Raw genomic sequence first — 20,830 nt, 5'->3', positions numbered from 1 at the left:
CCTGCCGGGCGCGCGGATCACCGCAGACCGGTCGGTGCCGGCGTCCGTGGTGGCGATACACCGTTCTCGTGAACGGTGTTCACTATGCTGAGCGTCGAGACTGCCCCGTCAACCCCCGTCGCCAAGTAGAGTCAGGCGACTCAATGATCACGGGGGAAGTCATGGCCATACCCATATCCACGATGCGAGGTGCGGCGATCGTCGCCGTGGCCCTGGCGGCGCTCAGCGTCTCCTGCGGGGCGAGCCCGAAGGACAGCGCGTCGCCCGGCGGCTCGTCCGCCCCGAGCAGCGCCCCCGCGGCGACCCCGAGCGCATCGAGCCCCGCGGCGCCCACCGCTTCGGCGCCGGGCTCGTCCTCGGCGTCCCGTACGCCGTCGGCCCAGAGCTCCGAGCCGGTGAGCCTGGTACGGGACGCCTTCGCGGGACTCCAGGCCACCCTGGGGGAATCGTGCACCCCGGGGAATTGCGCCTACTTCCTCGGACGGGTCTACGACGAACTGCACCGCATGGACGCGGCGATGAAGGCCGACCCGAAGGGCCCCGGCCACTTCCCCGAGCCGATCGCCCTGATCAAGAAGCTCGACGCGGAGCTCGCCGGGGACCGCTCCTTCGAGAACCTCAAGAAGCACCAGACCCTGCTGATCGGCACCCGCGACAAGATCAACGTCTGGATGCAGGGCCACCCCGACGACTACCGCTGACGCCTGGTCCTGGGGACGACCGCCCGCACGACCTCGAACCGCTCCGGTGCGGGCGCCGGTGGGGCGTAGCCGGGGCGGCTTCGCCCCACCGGGGAGTCAGGAGGTGGTCAGGAGTGCCTCCAGGGCCAGGGCCGTTGTCGGGTGGTGGGTGGTCAGGGTTGCGCCTGAGGGGGTGGGGGTCGGCGGTGTCCAGGGGGCGTCGCAGCCCAGCAGGGCCGCCAGGGCGTTGCACGGCTCGGGGTGGGTGGTGAGGAGTGCGGCGGACCTCGCGCGGGTCGGCGGCGGGGGTGCCTGCGGGGAGTCCCGCCACGGCGGGACCCAGGTGTCCAGTGCCGCGAGCCGGCCGGGGAAGATCCGGCCGGCCTCGCGGATCAGCAGCGGGGCCAGCTCCGCGCCACCGGAGCGCATGGAGGTGATCAGGGTCGGCAGCCACGGCAGCAGCACCGGATCCGGCAGCCGTGCGAACGCGTTCGACACCGCCTCCACCACGAAGTCGGCCAACTGCGGCACCGGCTCCAGCGCCTGCAGGAATCCGCTCAGGTAGCGCGGATAGGCGGGCACCACCAGGGGGTTGCCCAGCAGACCGTCGCACCGCGCCCGCAGCTCCGTACGGGAGAGCTGCCCGAGGTGCACCTGCGCCGCCCACAGCAGCGCCACCTTCGACGGCTCCTGCGGATGCGACTGCGCGAAGGCCAGCTCCAGCTGGGTCCGGTCGCAGCCCAGCGACAGCGCCAGGCTCTCCATGCTGAACAGGAAGCCCAGCATCGCGGCGACCTGGCGGACCGTCGCGTCCTCGTCGGTGAAAGCCGTCGGCAGCAGGGTGCAGTAGTGCGCGTAGCCGGTCTTGACGAACGACTCGATCCACGCCGGCAGCACCGGTTCGCTGGTCCGGTAGTAGCCCAGCAGCCTCCGCACCCGCCGCAGCACCTCCGGCGCGCCGTCGACGCTGCGCTCGGTCGCCAGGACCTCCAGCGCTCGCGTGCCCAGTTCGTCGGCGAGGCGGCGGCTGCGCAGATACAGCGTCGCGTCCTCGACGGCCTGCAGGACCGTCGCCGTGGTCGCCTGCGGCCCGTACGCGGTGCGCCGGAGGCGCTGCTCCAGGACCTGCTCGATGCTGACGCCCTCGTAGCCGAGCTCGATGAGCGCCCGCTGGTGGGTGCCCAGGGCGAGGTCCCACGACTCCTGGATCGGCCGTTCCCCGAGCCGCCGCTCGCCCATGATCGGCCGTGCCGAGCCCTGCGGCATCAGGTGGCGCAGCATCCACAGGACATCGGAGCACTTCTCCAGCTCGGGACGGGAGGCCATGTCCAGCAAGGCCCGCTGCACACCGCGCTGCTGGAGCGCCAGGCCCAGCGGTGCGAGCCGGTCGTGCACGTCACGCGCGAGCGGCGGCAGCGCCTCGTAGCCGACCTGGCCGATCCGGTCGCCGCCCATCATGATCTCGACGAGGCGGCGTACGTCGCGCCGGCCCGGCACCCTGTCCTTCTCGATGCAGGTGATCGCCGCGTCCTGGAAGTCGTACGGGGTGGGCTTGGCCCGGTCGCGCATCCCGGCCAGCAGGATCGACGTCTCGAACACCGCGATGGCGTCGGCGGTCGAGGCGAGGTAGCCGTTGCGGCGCGCGGCGCGCACGATCTCCACCGACCAGCCGAGCAGTTCGGCCTCGTCCAGCCGGTCGAGTACGGGCGGGCGCTGCAGGAATCCGGAGAGCATGTCGGCGGCCGTGTCGGAAGCCGGATCCTGCGCCACCGGGGCGGGGGCCGTCTTCCGCGGCTTCGCCGCCTTCTTCGCACCCGCCTGCCCCGCGAGCCGGAACGGCTGCAACCGCGTCCGCTTGAGGTTCTTCGCCCACTGGGTCGCGGCGATCGACACGGAGCCGGCGGCGAGGCCGAACTGCGCCTCGATCGCGGCATGGCTGGACGGGATGAGTCCGTACTGCCACGTGCTCGCACTGGGCGGGCTGATCTCGAAGGTGTCCGTGCCTTCGACGCCGAACTCGGCGACACGGCTGGCCGCGTGGAACGCCCCGCAGACGTAGAGGCAGTCCGCGGGATCGGTGCCCGTCGCAGCGAGGTGTGCGCGCATCCTGGTCCACATGTAGCGCTCACGGTCCTCGTCCACGCGGACCCGCCCCGGGTCCCCGGGCGCGAGCCGCCGGAACAGACTGCCGATCAGCAGCATGACCTGCCGGTACGTGTCGTGGTCGCTGTCGCCGAGGGGCAGTTCGACGTACTGGTGCCACCACTCCGACCAGTGCCGCACGCGGCCGTGGTGCAGCAGGTGCTCCTCCAGCTCGGCGAAGCGCGGGCGCAGGTCGCCGATCTCCACGCCGACGGCATCGCCGTGCAGCGCGGCCTCCTCCTCGGCCGGCGGCGCGTCCGGATCGATCGGCTCGGCCGCGGACTGCGCCCCGGCCGCCTGCCACTGGAACACGTGGTCCGAGGAGCGGTCGACGAGGACCAGCTCGACGCCCGGCGTGTCCAGTGCATACGCGATCGCCTGGTACTCGGCCGACGCCTCGGTGATCGGTGCGACGACCGACAGCGGCGCCCATTCGGCGGGGAAGCCGTCGACCTCGCTCGCGAACGCCTGCACCGCCACCGGGAGCCGGCAGTTGCGCAGCTCGGTCAGGAGCGGCGCCATGTCCTCGCACAGCTCCAGGTAGACGACTTTCGGCTGCTTCTCCCGCAGCCGCCGCGCCATCGCGACGGCCGAGGCCGGCGAGTGGTGACAGACGGGGAAGACCTCCAGCGGTTCGCGTACCGCGCGGTCGACGTCGTCGACGATGCCGAGGAGGATGCCCTCCAGCGCGTCGGGGCCGTCGGCGAAGGCCGTGGCGGCCTCCTGCAGCTGGGTGCGCAGCGCGTCGAACGTCGTCCCCTCCTGAACGGGACTCATGACAGGGTGGCGATCGCGTTGCGGCCGCCCTCCAGGAACTCCGGCCAGGAGCCGCCCTCTTCCTTGCTGCGCGGCTCGACGACGCCGTGCAGGTACTTGTTGAGGATGGCCAGGTCCTCCGGCTCGCGCCGCGCCAGCGATCCGACGAGGGAGGAGGCCAGCGTCTGGGCGGTCAGGGTGCGCTCACCGAAGAAGTTGCTGTGCAGGATCGCGTCCTCGAGGACGCCGATCTGCTCGGCGGTCGACAGCGCCGACTCCAGCTTCTCGTCCTCGCTGCCTGCGGCGGCCGCCGAGGCACGCAGATCGGTGAAGCTCTGCAACAGCACGTCGAGCAGGGTCGGGGGCACGTCCAGCTCGATCTGGTGGCGGCGCAGCAGTTCCTCGGTGCGGAAGCGGACGATCTCCTCCTCGCTCTTCTTGTTCGTCACCACGGGGATGCGGACGAAGTTGAAGCGGCGCTTCAGTGCGGAGGACAGGTCGTTGACGCCACGGTCACGGCTGTTGGCCGTGGCGATGACGGAGAAGCCGGGCTTGGCGAAAACGATGTTCTCGCTGTCCAGTTCGGGGACCGAGATGTACTTCTCCGACAGGATCGAGATCAGCGCGTCCTGGACGTCGCTGGTGGAGCGGGTGAGCTCCTCGAAGCGTCCGATCGCGCCGGACTCCATGGCCGTCATGATCGGCGAAGGGATCATCGACTCCCGCGACTGGCCCTTGGCGATCACCATGGACACGTTCCAGGAGTACTTGATGTGGTCCTCGGTGGTGCCGGCCGTACCCTGCACCACCAGCGTGGAGTTGCGGCAGATCGCGGCGGACAGCAGCTCTGCCAGCCAGCTCTTGCCGGTGCCGGGGTCGCCGATCAGCAGCAGGCCGCGGTCGGAGGCCAGGGTGACGATGGAACGCTCGACGAAACTGCGGTCGCCGTACCACTTCTGGGAGATCTCCCGGTCGAGGCCGTCGGAGCGCTCGGATCCCAGGATGAACAGGCGGACCATCTTCGGGGAGAGGCGCCAGGAGAAGGGCTTCGGGCCGTCATCGACGGACTCGAGCCAGGCCAGCTCCTCGGCGTACTTGATCTCGGCAGGGGCACGCAACAGGTCGGACATGTCAGGGCCTTTCTCAGCGCATGAAGGGGGTATTAAGCGAGGAACGTCTTGAGTTCATGGACGAGCTTGCGGATGTGGCCGGAGAGCACCGGCGTGCCGAGGTCCTTGAAGCGCTCCCGGAACCACGGGTTGACGCTGCCGCGGCCGGAGCTGGTCACCGAGCCGACGGGGATGAACTTGGCGCCCGAGCGGTGGATGGCGGCCATGCTCTCGAAGAGCGGCTCGGTCCGCCATTCGTAGAAGTCCGAGATCCACACCACGACGGTGTTGCGGGGCTCGGCGATCTTCGGCTGGGCCAGCGCCATCGCGACGGTGCCGTCGGTGCCGCCGCCGAGGTTGGTCCGCAGCAGGGTCTCGAAGGGGTCGTGCACCCAGGGCGTGAGGTCGAGCGCCTGGGTGTCGTACGCGATCAGGTGGACGTCCACCTTCGGGAGTCCCGCGAAGATCGAGGCCAGGATGGTGCAGTTGACCATCGAGTCCACCATCGAGCCGGACTGGTCGACGACCACGATCAGCCGCTGCGGCGTCGTCTTGCGCGCGGTGTGCCGGTAGTAGAGGCGGTCGACGTACAGCCGCTCCTCCTCCGGGCTCCAGTTGGTGAGGTTCTTCCAGATCGTCCGGTCGAGGTCCAGGTTGCGGAACACCCGCTTGGGCGGCACCGACCGGTCCAGGGCTCCGACGGTGGACTTCTCCACCTGGGTGCGCAGCACCTCGGCCACCTCGTCGACGAAGCGGCGGATCAGGGCCTTGGCGTTGGCCAGGGCCACGCCGGACAGGTTGTTCTTGTCGCGCAGCAGCTGCTCGATCAGGGACATGCTCGGGGTCAGCTGTGCGGCGAGCTGGGGGTCGGCGAGCACTTCGCGCAGGTGCATCCGCTTGACCAGGTCGGCCTCGATGGCACCGAGTTCCGGGCCGATCGCCGGGATCAGCCGGCTGAGGTCGGGGGTCGTACCGCCGCCTCCGGAGCCGGTCGGGCCGGCGCCGGCTCCCCCGGCCCGGCCGCCGCGCAGCTCACCCGGCTTGCAGCCGAAGGAGCGCTCCAGCCATGCCGCGTCGGACTGCCAGCGCGACAGCTGCCCCGCGGTGACCGTGCCGGAGGCGGAGGCGAAGACGTTGAGCAGCACCTTCGACACCAGCGCAGCGCGCCGTACTTCGGCGGCGCGGTCACGTCCGTCGTCACCGGCGCTCTCGGACGCGGCCTCGGTCTCGGTCTCGGTCTCGGCCTCGGCCTCGGTCTCGGGCGGCACCATGAGGCCCTCGAACTCGGCGGCCAGCTCCGGGTGGCGCTGCACGATCGAATCCACGGACACCTGCGGGTCCAGCAGGGAGGCCGGCAGGCCGATGTCCTCGACCACGGCCAGGCTCGCCGACTCCAGCGTCGCCTGCTCCTCCTGGTCGAACAGCCGGGCGAGGAGCCGCCAGTACAGGACCTGCCGGCGGTTGTCTTCGGGGGCGGGGAGCGCCTCGGTTTCCTGTCCGGTCATTTCCGCAGCAGCCTTCCCGCTCGCTCGCGCAGCACCGCCGCGGCGTCGGTGGCGGCCTTCTCGGCCTTCACGCCGGCCTTGTCGGCCGTGCCGTCCGCCCATGCCCCGGCATGCACCGCGACCGCCTTCTTCCGTACGGTGGTTTCGACGGCGAGCGGCTGGACGGTGAACGTCCCGGCGTCCCAGCGGAGCAGGCCGATGCACGCGCCCGACGCCGCAACGGCTTCCGGGGTGAGGGGTCCGGCGGTCGGTATCCGGTCCGTGTCGACGGCAAGGTCGCCGCCGGCGGTGGTCCACGTCAGTGCGCCGTCGTCCTCCTTCCGGGTGGCGTAACCCTCCAGGAAGACGGGTACGGCGATCCGCGCCGGGTGCCGGTCCAGCGGTGCCGTCGCCGCAGCGGCCGCAGCCGGCAGGGCCACGCGGGCGGTGGCGAAGGCGTCGGCGGGCTCGCCCGGGCGCGCGTACGCCTCGCTCCAGATCAGGTCGCCCTCAGCGGTGATCGGCATGTCGGCGAGGTCCATCGAGCGGCCTTCGCCGGCGGCTGCCAGCAGCGACATGTGCGGGCGGAGCAGCTGCCAGAGGCCGGCCTCGACGACCGTGTCGGGCTTCGGCACCGATACGCCGGCCCGCACCAGTCGGGGGACGGAGCCGTCCGCAGGCTCGAACACCGCATGGACCTGGGCCTGTACGGCGGTCGCGTGCTCGTGCAGGTCGATCCCGAGAGGCAGGAGCCGGCCGGTGGCCGTGCCGGTGGCGGGTACGCCGGCCGCGCCGGGCAGCGTCAGCAGCAGGGCGCGCGACCACAGGTCGGCCCAGCGGCGTGCGGGGATGCGGTCCAGGGACACGCCCGGGCAGGAGGCGGCGAGTTCGGCGGCGAACCCGTCGAGGAGCGTCGCCAGGCGGCGCAGCACCGGGTCGGGAAGCATCGCGGAGACTACGGGCGCCGACGCGGAGACCAGGTCGTGGTCGATGCCCTGCCAGCCGGCGCGGGCGAGATCGGAGAGCCAGGAGCGGGCGGCGGCGAGCAGGTTCGGCGCCTGCTGCCCGCCGGACGCCGGGGCGGTCTCCTCGCGGTGCGCCCGGCCGGTCACCTCGTCGACGCGGGTCGTCAGCGCGTCGTGGACGGAGCCGAGCAGCGCGGTGCGGGCGGCGGCCAGGGCTACGAAGTGGTCTTCGCCGGCGGCTCCGGCCGCCGCCTTCTCGGCCGCTTCGGCGACCCTGGCGGCCAGCGGCGTCCCCGCGACGGCCTGGGCGAGCTCGGTCAGCCCGGCGGCCTGGGCGGGACGTGGACGGAGCAGACCGGCGACGAGAGCCCCGTCGAAGGCGTCGACGGCCGCGAGGGCCTCGTCGAGCCCGGCGATGGTTTCGGCGAGCAGGCCGGTACGCTCCCCCGCGCTCGGACCGAGCTCGCGCGGGGGCACCCCCACCGCCACCGCCCTGGTCGGCGGGAACCACTGCATCTCCGGCAACGGTGCGGCGGTCGGGGCGAGTTCCAGGTAGGCCAGGTGGCGCAGGAACCGGCTGAAGACGGGCGCGGCGGCCTGGTTGTCCCCCTGCGGAGGACGGGTGCTGCTCATGTCGGCGGCGATGCCCAGTGCCGTCGGCTCACCGTCCGCGGCCTCGACCCGCAGGTAGCGGGCGACGCGCGGGGCGCCGTACTGGAGCACGGCCTCGGTGATCAGGGCCTTGATGTGGTTGCAGAACGAGCCCCGCGCGCCGCCGCAGGGCCGGTTGTTGTTGGTGCTGCAGGCGAACGCATGGGTACCGGCCGCGACCGACGAGACGTAGACGCGCTCCATGTCCGAACCGCTGGACACCACGCCCTGCAAGCGCCCGTCGGCCAGCTCGACGAACGGGACCTTGGCGAGCTTGCGTGGCCGCGCGGGTGGTACCACCCGGGCCGTGCTCGACCTCTCCCAGTCTGACAACGCACCCATCTCCTATGCAGCAAGGGGAGTTCCGCGCCGATCGGCGGGACACTGCTGAACATAGGCGGGAGCACTGACAATGCCCCGGTCACGGGCTCAGGCGTCTGCGACCTGGGCAACCCAGCCGTACGGGAGTTCCGCGCCGTCGAGCGTCACCGCTTCGACGGTCCGGGTCTCCGGGTCGATGTCGGCCTGTACGCCCTCGCCGGCGTACCGCGGATAGCCGGAGGCGCCGAATTCACCGGTGGCCTCGACCAGGGCGGTACGCAGCACGCCACGGCGCGGGGAGCCCCCAGGCTCGGCGAGCCCCGGGCGCAGGACGACGGTGTACCGGTCGGGGGCGGCGGCGGGGCCGGGCGCGGCGGAGGAGTTCATGCAGCCCAGGCTAGTCACCGACGGGCCGGCCGGCCGGTATCCCGGGGTGCCGGAGTTGCGCGGCCCGGCGGGAGCGCCGAGGGTGATGCCGTGTGGGTGTTACCGATACGGGCCGGCGCCGAACACCGGCCTCCGGGGCAGCACCCCGTCCCAGAGGAGTGAACATGGCTGAACCGGCCGGCGGGCCTTCGTGCGAGTACAAGACCGAGCACTTCAAGGCCACGGAATACCGGACGAGCGACGGCAGACGCACGGTCAGGGTGAAGGGTGTGGCAGCCTGCCCCTCTTCCGGCTTCCGGCTCGCGCTGATGCTCGCCAGCCCGCCGATCGTGGCGACGCCCGAGGTTCTCCACCTCAACCTGGTGGAACAGGACCCCACGGGCACGGTCCTCCCGGTCGTCACCGACACCGAAGTCGCGGGCGAGTTCCCCATCGGGGAGAAGGTCGAGTGGGTGCTGCTCCGGAACCTCGGCATCAACATCCCGGTCACCAGCAGCTAGGTCGTGTCGTCAAAGTCCCTCCCCCAGCTACCGCTGGGAGGTGCCCCCAGGCTGGCGGGGTCTGGCACGCACGCTCGCCGCGTTGTCGTCGGTCAACGACGTCCCCCAGCTACCGCTGGGAGGTGCCCCCACCGCGTCGCTTCCCTCCTCCGCCTTGCGATCGCACGCACCAGACCCCGCCAGCCCCGCCCTTCCGGGCGGCCGACGCCACTTTGACGACACTCCCTAGGGAGAACTCACCCGTTCGGGCCAGCGACTCCCGCCGCCGCACACGCGGACCCGACACGGGTGGCGGTCCGCCGTCAGCGAATCCGCCTGGATGTTCGAGGTTACCGATGCTTGGGTGTCGGCATGGAGATGTTGGTTCTGGGCGGTACTGCATGGGTCGGCCGGGAGCTGTCGCGGCAGGCGATCGGGCGCGGCCATCGCGTGACGTGCCTCGCCCGCGGCGAAAGCGGCGAAGTCGCCGACGGGGCACGGCTGGTGGCCGCCGATCGCCGCGACCCTTCGGCGTACGAGCCCCTGCTCGACCGCGTATGGGACGCGGTCGTCGAGGTGTCGTGGCAGCCGGGCTTCGTCCGTGGGGCGCTCGACGCGCTGGGCGGCCGGGCCCGGCACTGGACCTACGTGTCCTCGGTGAGCGCCTACGCCTCCCACGCCGAGCCGGGGGCGGACGAGTCGGCGCCGCTCCTGCCTCCGACGGACCGGAGCGAGGTCGACCGCGCGCTGTACGGCGAGGCCAAGGCGGCCTGCGAGCAGGCGTCGGTGGCCGCCCTGGGCGAGCGCCTCCTCATCGCACGCGCGGGCCTCATCGGCGGCCCGGGGGATCACAGCGGACGCTCCGGTTATTGGGTGGCCCGCGCCGCGCGCGATCCCCACGGGCCGATGCTGGTTCCCGATGAACCGGCTGCACCGACGCAGGCGGTCGACGTACGGGACCTCGCGGCCTGGCTGCTCGACGCCACGGAGAACGGGAGCACCGGGACGTACAACGCCGTCGGTCCGGTCGTGCCGTTCCGGGAGTGGATCGAGCTGTCCCGTACGACGGGCGGGCACACCGGTCCGGTGGTCACCGCCGACTCGGCGTGGCTGCTGGCCAACGGCGTGGCCGAGTACATGGGGGCCGAGTCGCTGCCGATGTGGCTGGTCGAGGCGGGCTGGGAAGGGTGGTCGGCCCGGGACGGGTCCGCGGCGCGCGCCGCGGGACTGCGGCACCGGCCCCGGGCGGAGCTGCTGGCCGACACGCTTGCCTGGGAACGCGAGCAGGGGCTGCACCGGGAACGGCGCGCCGGCCTCAGCGCCGGGCGCGAGCGCAAACTCCTCGACGCTCTCGGCTGACGGGACCGGTCAGCGGCCGGGAACGGACCCTGCAGGGCCGGTCCGGGGTTCCACTTGCCGCAGTTCGGCAAGGAGTTCGCTCTGGCCGGCCAGGAGTTCGGTGAGGATACGGCGGGCCGCGCGCAGGAGTTCGGCGACGTCACCACCGGCAAGCGCATAGTTGACGGTCGCGCCGTCGCGCGTCGAGATGACGATTCCGGAACGGCGCAGGACCGCGAGTTGCTGGGACAGGTTGGACGGCTCGATGTCGATCTCGGCGAGGAGTTCGCGTACGGGCATCGGACCGCTCTGCAGGAGCTCCAGAACGCGGATCCGGACAGGGTGTCCGAGCATGCGGAAGAACTCGGCTTTCGCCTGGTACAGGGGTACCTGCATGCCCACGAACGCTCCCGTCGTTGCTTGGACCCGTGCCTGCGGCCGCAGGGTCTGTGATCCGACCGGCCGACCGGCCGCCGCACCCATCATTCCGCCCGTTGGGCCCACGCGCGCCCTTGCTTGACCATTTTCGGATGTGCCGGATTGAAGAGTTCTTCAATCCGTGGGCATGCGTGGGCCCGGGAAAGCGGGGGCTACAACTCCAGCTCGGATTCGATGCGCTTGAGCTGGTGCCGGGCCATCGCCAGATTCGAGTTGGACTTGTTCAGCACGACGTAGAGGAACAGTCCGTTGCCGCCCCGGCCCTTGAGCAGCCGGATCAAGTGGTACTGGTTCCCCAGCGTGATCAGCAGGTCCTCGATCTCGTCCTTCAGGCCCAGCATTTCCATGGCGCGGACCTTGGCCCGGATCACGTCGGTGTTGCCTGCGGCAGCGACCGCCAGGTCGAGATCCTTGCCGCCACCGAGCGTTCCCAGTGCCATCCCGCTGGTGTAGTCGACCAGTGCGACCCCCAGGGTGCCCTCGATCGAGGTCATCGTCTCCTTCAGGGAGACTTCCACGTTCGCCATCGGCGCCCGCTCCTTCTTCTCTCCGTCCACGCCCCGCGCCGCTTCCGCTGCACGCGGGACCTGTCTTGTGAGACCGACGCTACTGAGCGTGCGCGGCAGTGTGAGGAGAACGGGGGATTTGACGGAAAACACCTCCTCCCCCGTCTAAGATCCGCACGGCACGCACGGCACGCACGGCACGCACGGCCGTGCAGCCTGTGCTACCGCCGGCGGTCCACCACGGCGAGGAGCTTCCCGCTCGTCGCCGTACGGGACAGGGCCGCGCCGTCCACCACCTCGACCGTGAAGTCGAGCAGCTTCTCCGCCACCGCCGACCCCACCTCGGGGTACCCGGCCAGGAAGGCCTCGCGCGCCCGGTCCGGGTCCGGGGCGTGGGCGCTCTCCATCCGCAGGGTGAGGCCCTCACGGACGGCCCCGGCGGTCAGGACGGCCTGGAGCTCACCGCCGTAGCGCAGCTGCTCCTGCGCGATGGCCAGGAAACGGCGGTAGTTGAGGAAGTACGTCGCCACCCGCATCACCTCGCCCAGCCGGCCCAGCAGTTCGAAGCGCGGGGCGTGGCTTCCGCAGGGGCAGCGGCCGGGCAGGGCGCGCCCGAGGTCGCCGATGACGTACCGGTCGAGGTGCTGGCCCCGGCGGGCACGCGTGGTGAACACGAGCCGGCCGGTCTCCCCCGGCGCCACCGGCCGGTCCTCGTCGACGTCGACGATCTCCAGGGTGTGCAGGTCGGCATGGAGGTGGTGGACACTGCCGCTGCTCTGCGTGCACTGGTAGCCGAGCGGGCCGAGGTCGGTGCTGCCGTAGGTGATGGAGTGGATGACCTCGATGCCGTACGTCTCGCGCAGCGTCCTGCGCTGCTCGTCGGTGAAGTGCTCGCCACCGTAGTAGATCTTGCGCAGGCCTCCGTACGAGCGCAGCAGGTCGGCCTCCTCGTGCAGGAGCTGCCAGAGATACGAGGGCATGCCGAACAGCGTGTCCACCTCGTACGCGGCGATCATCTCCGCGGTGGCCCGGTGGTCGGAGCCCGCGGCCATCGGCATCTGGACGCCGCCCAGGCGCTCGAGGATGGAGAAGAAGCTGATGAACCCGCCGTACATGCCGCCGCAGTAGAAGAGGTTCGCCGTACGGTCGCGGGCCGGGTCGTAGCCGGCGGCGAGCAGGCCGCGGGCGGCGGCGTGCATCTGCGTGTCGTAGTCCTCGTACGTGAACAGCGACAGGGCGGGCGTACCCGTGCTGCCTCCGCTGCGGAAGTACAGCTCGGCGTCGCTCCGGTCGACCCCGCGGTTGAGGTCCTGGACGGCGGCCTTGTCCAGCAGCGGCCCGGTGGCCGGCGGGAAGGCGGCCGGGCGGGCGAGGTCGTCGAGGCAGGCGGTGGCGGCGAAGCGCTCGTCGGCCTGGACGGCGACGCGCCGGCTGTAGCGCTGGAGGGCGTAGACCCCGTCGTGCGGTTCCCCGGCGTAGCCCGCGGTCATGGCGCCGACGGGGGTGACCCGGGTGGCCCCGGCGGCCAGGACCAGGGCCGAGAGCTCGGCGATGTCGGTGCGGCTGCCCGCGATGCCCGCCGTCTGGAGGTAGCGGCGCATGGGACGCAGCGTCGCGATGAGGCTCTTGCGGGGCAGCGGCTTGACCCAGACGCTGCGGTGCAGCGGTGAGGCGGTGAGGGCCGGTCGGCTGTCGGCCATGACACGCCACGTGCCGTCGGGGGCGGCGAGTACGCGGGTGAGGCCCAGGTGCTCCTCGAGGCGGGCGAGGTGCTCGGTGGTGGTCAGCTCCGCGTACTCGGCCGGATCGAGGTCGGCCGCGGCGGGCGCCGGCTGCGCGTCCAGGGCCGCACCGAGGCGCTCGGCGAACGCGTGCAGCGCCTCGGTGTTCCCGGTCTCGGTGTCGAGGTAGACGACCTGGGGGCTGGAGCAGGCCTGCTGCTCGAAGACGCAGATGTCCCGGGCCAGAGCCGTCAGCGTCGCCTCGTCCGCCCATGCGTCCTGCGTGAGGTAGGCGAAGGAGATCTTGTGCCCCCACTCCACCAGACGGCAGCCGGCCGGGACATGGGCGGCGACGCCTTCGACGGCGGACTCGCCGCCCCAGACCGCGACGGCGTCGGCGGGGGCGCACATCAGGCGGAGCCACTCCTGGCGGGAGGAGGGGAAGCGCAGCACGATGATGCGCTCGGCGAGGGCGCCGGTCGGGTCCTGCGCGGCGAGTTCGGCGAGGAGGTGCTGGGCCAGGAAGGTGTCGGAGCTGCTGGTCTTGAGGACGTTGACGTTCCCGGCGAGGAGCCCCTCGATCAGGCTCAGCGGGGCGACGGTGGCGGCGTTGCCGGGGGCTATGTGGGCGACCATGCCGACGGGCGCCCAGGCCTCGTACACCGTCTCCTTGGCGTCGGGGCGGTTCAGCCGCTGCGGGGCGGCGCTGCCCAGCTCGCGCCGGAGCTTGCGGGTGAGCGAACTGCGGCCGAGGAAGTCGGCGAGTTCGGCCAGGAGTTCCTCCCGGTCCGCGTCTTCGCCCTCGGGCAGATGCGGGGCGAGCCGCTCCCGTACGCGGTGGCCGGGGTCACGCAGGGCGCGGGAGAGGGCATCGCAGGCGGCGAGCACGGTCTCGGTGTCCAGCGGTGCGCCGAGTGCGGCCTCGACGGCAGTGGGCAGGGTGGCCAGGCGGCGGGCGGCCTCGTCATCCCCGATGAAGGTGCCCTGCCAGTAGTGGTGGTTGGTGGTGTCGGTCATGACATTCCCTTCATCAGTTCGGCGGCGGCCACGGCACAGCTGCGGTTGCGGCTGACGCCGGCCCGGCCGTGGATCGTGAACCACGGGGTGGTCAGCTCGCAGCCGCACTCCTCCCCCGGGTGGAGCGAGGCGAGGTCGCCCATGACCACGCTCTGTGCCGGTACGGAGGTGATGTACGGGGACACCAGGTGCAGGTAGCCGCGCTCGCCGTACGGGAGGGGTTCGAGGGTGCGGGTGGAGCGGATGAAGACGCGGGACCAGACGGGTGCGTGGAGGTTGTGCTGCGCGCACTCGATGTACGGGATGCAGTGCTCGACCGACCCGAAGGTGTCGCGGATCCTCTCGGAGGGGACGCCCAGCTGCTCGGTGACGCGGGCGTACAGCTCGTGCTTGCCGATCTGCCGGTCGGTGTGGCCCTTCCAGCCTCCGCCGAGGATGATCAGGGACCCTTCCGGGAGCTTCAGCGGCTCCAGGCCCATGGCGCGCATCCGCTCCAGCGTGAACCAGAGGAAGGCGGGGAAGCCGAGGATGCGGACGGGCACGTCGTCCTCGGCGAAGCGGCGCAGCGCGGCGACGCAGCCGAAGGGGTCGAACTCGTGGCCGTTGCCGGTGGCGCGCAGGGCGTACTCGACCTGCCGGGCCGGGGCGAAGTCGCACAGGTAGTTGTCGGTGAACGAGGTGCCCAGGTTGAGGTCGCGGGCGGGCTCGTAGCTGTAGAGCAGGTAGTTGACCGGCTGGTCGGGGGTGATCCAGCCGTTGTGGTCGAAGATGCGGGCGACCATGCGCTGGGCGGACCGGATGGTCCACTCGTCGAAGAACATCTGCGACTTCTGTCCGGTGGTCCCGGAGGAGGTCAGGTGGAGGTGGACCTCGTCCTCGGGTATGGACAGGACCTCGTGGCGCTTGAAGAAGTTCGCGTGCACCAGGGGCGCCTCGTACGGGGTGTCCGGGCGCTCCCCGTCGTACAGGCTGCGGAAGAACGGGGACCGGTCGCGGTGCCAGGTGTTGATCTCCGCCATGGCTGCGGCGAACAGCTCTTCCTCGGCGGGACCGGAGGTGTAGGGCTCGGTCAGGTCGCAGAGCTGCTGGACCCGGCCGAGGGCCGCGGCGTCGGGGACGTCGACGGGGGCGAGATGGGGTTTCGAGGGGGCCGTGGAAGGGGGCGTGGAAGGGGTCATGAAGCAACCTCACGTACGGGCAGATGGGTCGAAGCCCAGGCCGACACATAGGAATCGAGGAAGGGCTGGAGCGGCGGGTCGACGACCACGCCGCGGAAGTCGATGTGCTCGGTGGTCCGGGACATCACGACGTAGTCGTGGAAGCCGTCGCCGTCCCGGCGCATGGCCGGGTACAGCGCCCCGGCGATGAAGCCCTGGGCGGCGAACGCCGAGAGCGCGGCGTGGTGTTCCAGGGGTACGAGCGCCTCCACGTAGCCGGCGCCGGCGCGGGTCAGGGTCCGGGTGACCGGCTCCAGCCAGCCGGCGGCGGCCGCCGGGTCCGGGTGGGCGGTGACCAGGGCGCAGTAGCCGCCGGTGCGGTTGAGGTAGGCGTACACCTCGAATCCGCCGTCGTCGGGGGTGAGGAGGATGTTGGGGGTGTGCAGCGGGTAGAACCAGCGGCCGGTGTCGGGGAAGTGCTCGTGGAAGCGGCGGCGGACGAAGGCCGGCGCCTCGATCATCTCCAGCGGCCGCGCGGCCGGCCCGGCGGGTGCGGGCTGAGGCGGCGTGGGCCGGGCGTCCGCGTAGCTGATGCCGAGGCTCGTCCCGACGGTGCGCAGGAGCGGCGCCAGGGAGGCGGGCACCTCGGCGACGGGCACCCGGCGGTCCAGCACTCCGGGCGAGTGACGCGCGTAGAGTGCGAGGCTCTCGCGGCTGCTGAGTTCCACGGCGTTGGGCAGGATGCCCAGGGGGCGGAAGCCGTTGCGGGCCACGACGCGTTGGGGGCCGGCGCTGACCGTACGGACGGTGGCGTACACCGAGTCCAGCGTCCCGGCATCGAGCGTGCCGGCGCACACGGCCTCGGTCAGCTGCCCGGCGAGCCCGGATCCGCGCTGGTCGGGGTGGACGGCGAGCCCTTCGAGGCGGCCGACGCGGCTGCCGGGTTCGCTGTGGACCGCGGCCGATCCGGCGAGGGCGCCGGTACGGGGGCAGCGGGCGACGAGCCAGAGAGTGTGCGGGTCCCGGATGAGCCGGGACATCTCGGCGGGGTCGGTGCCGAGGGCGGTCGGGTAGTGCGGTCCGTAGACGGCGTAGTAGAGCTGGCGGAGATCGGCTATGTCGGCCGGGGTGGCCTGCTCGATCACGGCGGTCATCGCGCGCCTCCTGCGGGGGTCGGCGCGGGCGCAGGCTCCGGCGCGGCGGGGGCCGTGGCGCCCACGGCGTGCCCGGGCAGCAGTGCCAGGGCCACGGCGGCGGGCACGAGTCCGGCCGCCTGGATCAGGCACAGCGTCTGGGCGGAGAGGTGGTCGCCGAGGACGCCGAACAGCAGCGAGGCGACCGGGAAGGTCGCGCCGAGGACGGCCTGCATGACGGCGAAGAACGCGGGCTTGTCGGCGGCCGGAACCAGCCGCTGGAACAGGGCCACGAAGCGGACCCCGATCACCCCGACGCACCAGCCGGTCACCAGCAGGGCGCCTGCGATGACGGGCCGTGCGGCGATCAGGCCGGGGACGGCGAGGGCGGCGGCCATCGCGGCGAGGCACGCGGTGCCGACCACGGCGGGCCGGCCGGGTACCCGTGCGCCCGTGAAGGAGCCGATGAGCGTGCCCGCGCCGAGCGACGCCTCCAGGAGGGCGACGGTGCCGCCGTCGCCGTGCAGTACGGAGGCGGTGTACAGCGGCATGACGACGAAGACGGCCGTGGTGAAGAGGTTGGCCGCGGTGAAGCAGAGCAGGATGCCGCGCACGTACGGCATGGCGCCGAGGATCTGGCGCAGTGTCCGACGCGGTGGCGCCTCCTCGCCGTCGGCATGCGCAGCGTGCGGCTCGGTACCGGCGTCGGCGGTGCGGAACCGTACGGTCGCGATGAGCAGGGCGGCCGTGGCGTAGGCGGCGGCGCAGCCCACGGCGAGGCCGGCCACCCCGGCCGCGTCCACGACGAGGGCGCCGAGGAGGGCTCCGCCGAGGCTCGCCAGCGACTGGGTGGACAGCTCGAAGCCGGTCGCGGCCTCGATGTCCGCGTCGTCCACGAGCTCGGGCACGGAGGTGGTCAGGCACGGGTCGAAGAAGGCCTGGCAGGTCGCCAGGGCCAGGGCCGCCGCGTAGGCCGCGGGGACCGGCAGGTCGCTCGCGCAGGCCCAGACGGCCAGCGCGGCAGCGGCCGCTCCGGCGCCGCCGGCCGCGGTGCGCAGCAGCGAGCGGTGGGCGAAGCGGGCGATGGCGCGGGCGACGAGCGGGGCGAGGACCACTGCGGGCAGCGTGCTGACGGCCATGAACAGCCCGGCCGCGAACCCGCCGTCACCGGAAGTGGCGTAGCCGATGAGCCACCAGGAGATGCCCACCTGGAACATGCGGACGCCGGCCTGGGTGAGCACCTGGCCCAGCCATACGGTCCCGAAGGCGCGGTTGCGCAGGACGAGGGGGAGCCGCCGTCGGGCGGCCTCGGATGCCGGGGCGGTCATGCGGTCGGCCTCTCGTCGATCACGCGGACGAGCTTGCCGGAGCGGGAGTTGACCACCAGGTCGCGGTGGCGGGCCCACTCGACACGGAGCGGGTGGACGAATCCCGCCGCGACGCTGTCGGGGTAGAGCGGCCGGGCGGTGTTCAGCCCGGTGACGACCTCCTTGGCGAAGACCTCCAGGCCGGCCGGGTCCTGGCCGGGGGCCGTGGCCAGGCGCAGGACGAGGCCGTCGCGGCCCTCCCAGCGGCGGACGACGAGCTGCATGCCCGTGACCCTGCCCTCGGTGTCGGCCTCGGCGACGGCGTTCGTGGCGTCCTGCCAGTACAGCGAGACGGGGCCGACGCGTACGCCTTCCTCGGCTCGGCCGAGGATGCGGAAGGCGCCGCCCTCGGTGTCGATCCACTCCGCGCGGTCGCCGGCGGGGTAGCGGATGACGGGCATGAGGCGGCGGAAGAGCTGTGTGACGACGACCCGGCCGGGCCGGCCCGGCTCGCGGATCGGCTCGCCGGTCGTCTCGTCGAGGATCTCGACGACGGTGTGCGGGGCGAACGGGCGGTGCGTGCGCGGGTCGTCGTCCGTGCCGGGTACCGGGCGGCCGAGAAGGCCGCCGTCGACGCTGGCGTAGCCGAGCGAGCGGGGCGTGGCGTTGGGAAAGGCGGCCGAGAGGAGCCGGCGCTGGTCGGCGAAGAGGGCTTCGCCGCCGAAGAACAAGAGCTCGACGCCGGGCAGTTGGCGGCCGACTGAGGTCAGGTGCTCGGCGAGGCGGCACAGCGTGGTCGGCGTGCCGGCGACGACGTGGGCGGCGAAGTCCTCGAGCGTGGTGACCGTGGATTCGAGCGGGGCGCCGCCGCCTATGGGCAGCCGGACGTTGGCGACGGGGGCGTGCGCGAGCGAGTCCAGGATGAACAGGAAGCTGGCGTAGAGCTCACCGGCGTAGAAGAGGTCGGCGACTCTGTGCCCGGGCCGCAGGCCGGCGTCGACCATCCCGGCGCCGAAGGCGCTGACGAACTCCTGCCATTCCTCGCGGGTGTAGCAGGAGAACCGCGGCGTCCCCGTGGTGCCGCCCGTCTTGAACACGACGGCTTCCCCGAGGGGGGCGGTCAGGACACGGTTCCCGTGCAGGGTGTTGGCGGCCCAGAACCTGTCCTGGTCCACGACGGGAACGTCGGTGATCCGGCTCACGTGCGGCGGCAGGTCCGCGTAGAGGTCTGCGTAGAAAGGAGAACGGTCACGGGCGAAACGCACGAGGTCTGAAAACTGCTGGACGGGCATGCTGCCTTTACCTCGGAAGATGAAAGTTGAAATTGGCGGGAGACGGGCGACGCGTCGGGGCGGCGTGGCGGAACTCACACCACACTCACCCGTTGATCAGTCAACAATGCGTATGTTGCGCAGAGTTGGCGAGCGCAGCCGCAACCTGATGTCTGTTCACATGATGAGACAAGAGGAACGCACCGCCAAATCGATCGAGGGCGGCCTCGGCCAAGAACGGCAGACTTCTGGCCTGCGGGGCCGAAACCGTGCCGGGGCCGGGAAACGGGGAGGCAACTGTGGCATCGCCCACCAGCGCAGACATCTCCCGGGCCCGGCCATCACAATGTCCGGAAATCCAGGGTTCTTTTCGAAGGAAAGCCTCGGCATTGCCGAAGGCACGGTCCGGCCATAATGAACGACAGCCCAATTGCCCCGAACTCCCGTGCACAGCAAGGAAATTGAGACATTCACCGAAGGGGCCCCGGCGTGTCGGCCGGCTGTCCGGAATCGGAGTCGTCAGGCCCGACGTAAAGTCTGACCCCGGCATCCGGCCGTCCGTGTCCCCGCCGCCCAGCGAATCGTTTGCGCAGGCATGACGACGACGCGCTCCACGCTCGCCACCACGGCGCGACACCGGGCGGCTCCGGATGACGGCGGCCGCCCCCTGTACGTCCCCACTCCCCGGCCGCCGGCCCACGCGGCCGCGGCCGCCCCGCTGTTCGAGCAGCTCGCCCGGGAGTGGGCGGCGCGCGGGGCCACCGTGCCGGGGCGCCCGGATCCGGCCTGGCGCCGGCTGGTCTCCTGGGAGCACTTCGAACGCGAGACCGCGGCCACGGTCCGCGACCTTCACCTGCGCGGCCCGGAACCCGTACCGGAGCCCGTCTCCCCCGCGAACCCACCCCGGTGGAGGCGGGCCTGAGGCCAGGCCATGACCGGCAGCCGGGCGGTCACCGTCCGGCGAGGGCCCGGCCCGCAACGAGGCGGATGGCGCTGATCGTCAGATCGGGGTCGTGCACCTGTACGTAGTGGTCGCTTCCGGTGGCCAGGAGGTGCGGGGTCTGGTTCCCCAGCTCCACCAGGGCCTGCTGGACCTCGGGCCAGGCGCGCTCGAGCGGCGCCAGGACGGCCTTCGGGCTCCCAGCGGGGGCCGCGAACGGCTCCGTCTTGCTGAGCACGGCCATCGGGACCCTCGGCAGGGGCTTCGCCGCCTTCACCGCTTCGACCGCGCCGTCGATGTCGACCTTCTCGAACCGCGGATCCGCGTCGAAGGGCGTACCGGGGTTGTTGAGCAGCTTCAGGTACGCGGGCCACTGCGCGGCGAAGAACGGCTGCATGTTCGTGCCGAACGCGTCGACGAAGACGAGGCCGGCGGTCTTCTCCGGATGCTGCTGGGCGTACAGCCGGGTGATCATTGCGCCGAAGGAGTGGCCGACGAGCAGGTAGGGACCCGGCACGTGAGCCGCCGTCAGCACCTTGTCGAGGTCCCCGGCCATGGCGGCGAGGGAGCGGGTCCCGGTCACCGGTGTGCTGCGGGTGGTGAGTGCCGGAGGGTTCGCGTAGCGGATGGTTCCGGGGCGGTCGTACTCACACACCCGGGCGAAGGCGGCGACACCCGGGAACACCGCGGGTGACTTCGGGACGGGCGGCCGGGTCTCGGTGAAGTTCCACGTGTCGGACGCATCGTGCAGCCCGGACTCCAGGACGACCGTGGGGCTGCCGGCCCCCTTGCAGCTCAGATGGAGCGTTCGGCCGCCGCCCACGTCGACCCGGCCGGAGAAGTCCCGAGGGGCCGCGCCCGGCGTCGAAGGGGACGCGGCCGGGGCGCCGCGAAGGGCGGACGGGCTGCCGCAGCCGGGCGCCACGGCCAGTGCCGTGGCGACCAGGGCGGCGGTCAGGAGCGGAATCCGCTGTCGCATCGGTTCTCCCGTTTCCTCGTGTGCGCGCCCGCCCCCGTGTCCGGGCCGG

At 71.9% G+C, this 20,830-nt stretch carries 17 protein-coding genes and 1 pseudogene; 4 read left to right on the top strand and 14 right to left on the bottom strand.

Translation table 11 applies throughout. From position 1 onward, the window contains the following. The first annotated feature begins 161 nt into the window (after positions 1-161). On the top strand, positions 162-701 hold the full coding sequence (locus tag OHT74_RS35315) for a hypothetical protein (RefSeq protein ID WP_323139619.1): 540 nt from the start codon (positions 162-164) through the stop codon (positions 699-701). Positions 702-797: 96 nt separating this feature from the next. On the opposite strand, the gene OHT74_RS35310 is transcribed toward OHT74_RS35315, so the two are convergent. The 6 genes and pseudogenes from OHT74_RS35310 to OHT74_RS35285 form a co-directional block, all read right to left on the bottom strand. Further along, positions 798-3,599, bottom strand: a complete 2,802-nt coding sequence (locus OHT74_RS35310; protein ID WP_328622466.1) for a hypothetical protein — start codon at positions 3,597-3,599, stop codon at positions 798-800. Then, positions 3,596-4,708, bottom strand: coding sequence for an ATP-binding protein (locus OHT74_RS35305; RefSeq protein WP_328622465.1), 1,113 nt, complete (start codon positions 4,706-4,708; stop codon positions 3,596-3,598). The genes OHT74_RS35310 and OHT74_RS35305 overlap by 4 nt, the downstream gene beginning before the upstream one ends. Positions 4,709-4,740: 32 nt before the next feature. Next, positions 4,741-6,192 carry a vWA domain-containing protein gene (locus OHT74_RS35300; protein ID WP_328622464.1) on the bottom strand — a complete coding sequence of 484 codons (1,452 nt, stop codon included), beginning with the start codon at positions 6,190-6,192 and terminating at the stop codon, positions 4,741-4,743. Next, complete coding sequence (locus OHT74_RS35295; protein ID WP_328623458.1) at positions 6,189-7,568, bottom strand: hypothetical protein; 1,380 nt, start codon at positions 7,566-7,568, stop codon at positions 6,189-6,191. Before OHT74_RS35295 ends, OHT74_RS35300 begins: the two co-directional genes overlap by 4 nt. Before the next feature lie 51 nt (positions 7,569-7,619). Beyond that, positions 7,620-8,129, bottom strand: a pseudogene (locus tag OHT74_RS35290) (hypothetical protein); the annotation flags it as partial. Between the two features lie 87 nt (positions 8,130-8,216). Beyond that, the gene (locus OHT74_RS35285; RefSeq protein WP_328622463.1) at positions 8,217-8,495 is read right to left on the bottom strand and encodes a hypothetical protein; all 279 of its coding nucleotides are present in this window, start codon (positions 8,493-8,495) and stop codon (positions 8,217-8,219) included. 164 nt (positions 8,496-8,659) lie between these two features. Here OHT74_RS35285 and OHT74_RS35280 point away from each other — a divergent pair, with 164 nt between their 5' ends. After that, positions 8,660-8,995: a hypothetical protein gene (locus tag OHT74_RS35280; RefSeq protein ID WP_328622462.1), complete on the top strand. Its 336-nt coding sequence runs from the start codon at positions 8,660-8,662 to the stop codon at positions 8,993-8,995. A 351-nt stretch (positions 8,996-9,346) separates the two neighbouring features. Next, positions 9,347-10,333 carry an NAD-dependent epimerase/dehydratase family protein gene (locus tag OHT74_RS35275; protein WP_328622461.1) on the top strand — a complete coding sequence of 329 codons (987 nt, stop codon included), beginning with the start codon at positions 9,347-9,349 and terminating at the stop codon, positions 10,331-10,333. Between the two features lie 9 nt (positions 10,334-10,342). Here OHT74_RS35275 and OHT74_RS35270 read toward each other — a convergent pair whose 3' ends face one another. From OHT74_RS35270 to OHT74_RS35240, 7 genes are all read right to left on the bottom strand, one after another. Then, entirely contained in the window at positions 10,343-10,708 is a 366-nt protein-coding gene (locus OHT74_RS35270) for an ArsR/SmtB family transcription factor (protein ID WP_266670380.1), read from the bottom strand. 194 nt (positions 10,709-10,902) lie between these two features. Next, the gene (locus tag OHT74_RS35265) at positions 10,903-11,277 is read right to left on the bottom strand and encodes a hypothetical protein (protein ID WP_266670378.1); all 375 of its coding nucleotides are present in this window, start codon (positions 11,275-11,277) and stop codon (positions 10,903-10,905) included. A 200-nt stretch (positions 11,278-11,477) separates the two neighbouring features. Then, the gene (locus OHT74_RS35260) at positions 11,478-13,994 is read right to left on the bottom strand and encodes an aldehyde dehydrogenase family protein (RefSeq protein ID WP_328622460.1); all 2,517 of its coding nucleotides are present in this window, start codon (positions 13,992-13,994) and stop codon (positions 11,478-11,480) included. Next, the gene (locus tag OHT74_RS35255; protein ID WP_266670374.1) at positions 13,991-15,172 is read right to left on the bottom strand and encodes a LuxE/PaaK family acyltransferase; all 1,182 of its coding nucleotides are present in this window, start codon (positions 15,170-15,172) and stop codon (positions 13,991-13,993) included. The genes OHT74_RS35260 and OHT74_RS35255 overlap by 4 nt, the downstream gene beginning before the upstream one ends. Continuing rightward, the gene (locus tag OHT74_RS35250; protein ID WP_328622459.1) at positions 15,169-16,305 is read right to left on the bottom strand and encodes a GNAT family N-acetyltransferase; all 1,137 of its coding nucleotides are present in this window, start codon (positions 16,303-16,305) and stop codon (positions 15,169-15,171) included. The genes OHT74_RS35255 and OHT74_RS35250 overlap by 4 nt, the downstream gene beginning before the upstream one ends. Further along, positions 16,302-17,612, bottom strand: coding sequence for an MFS transporter (locus OHT74_RS35245; RefSeq protein ID WP_266670366.1), 1,311 nt, complete (start codon positions 17,610-17,612; stop codon positions 16,302-16,304). The genes OHT74_RS35250 and OHT74_RS35245 overlap by 4 nt, the downstream gene beginning before the upstream one ends. Continuing rightward, positions 17,609-18,883 carry a phenylacetate--CoA ligase family protein gene (locus OHT74_RS35240; protein WP_328622458.1) on the bottom strand — a complete coding sequence of 425 codons (1,275 nt, stop codon included), beginning with the start codon at positions 18,881-18,883 and terminating at the stop codon, positions 17,609-17,611. Before OHT74_RS35240 ends, OHT74_RS35245 begins: the two co-directional genes overlap by 4 nt. Before the next feature lie 574 nt (positions 18,884-19,457). On the opposite strand from OHT74_RS35240, the gene OHT74_RS35235 reads away from it, so the two are divergent. After that, complete coding sequence (locus OHT74_RS35235) at positions 19,458-19,784, top strand: hypothetical protein (RefSeq protein ID WP_328622457.1); 327 nt, start codon at positions 19,458-19,460, stop codon at positions 19,782-19,784. Between the two features lie 28 nt (positions 19,785-19,812). On the opposite strand, the gene OHT74_RS35230 is transcribed toward OHT74_RS35235, so the two are convergent. Then, a complete protein-coding gene (locus tag OHT74_RS35230) occupies positions 19,813-20,781 on the bottom strand; it encodes an alpha/beta fold hydrolase (RefSeq protein ID WP_266670362.1) in 969 nt (322 codons plus the stop codon). Positions 20,782-20,830 lie beyond the last annotated feature (49 nt).

It is taken from the genome of Streptomyces sp. NBC_00354, assembly GCF_036106915.1.
GTDB lineage: Bacteria > Actinomycetota > Actinomycetes > Streptomycetales > Streptomycetaceae > Streptomyces.
Note: the sequence above shows the minus strand (reverse complement) of the source record. Positions and strands in the feature narration are given on the sequence as shown.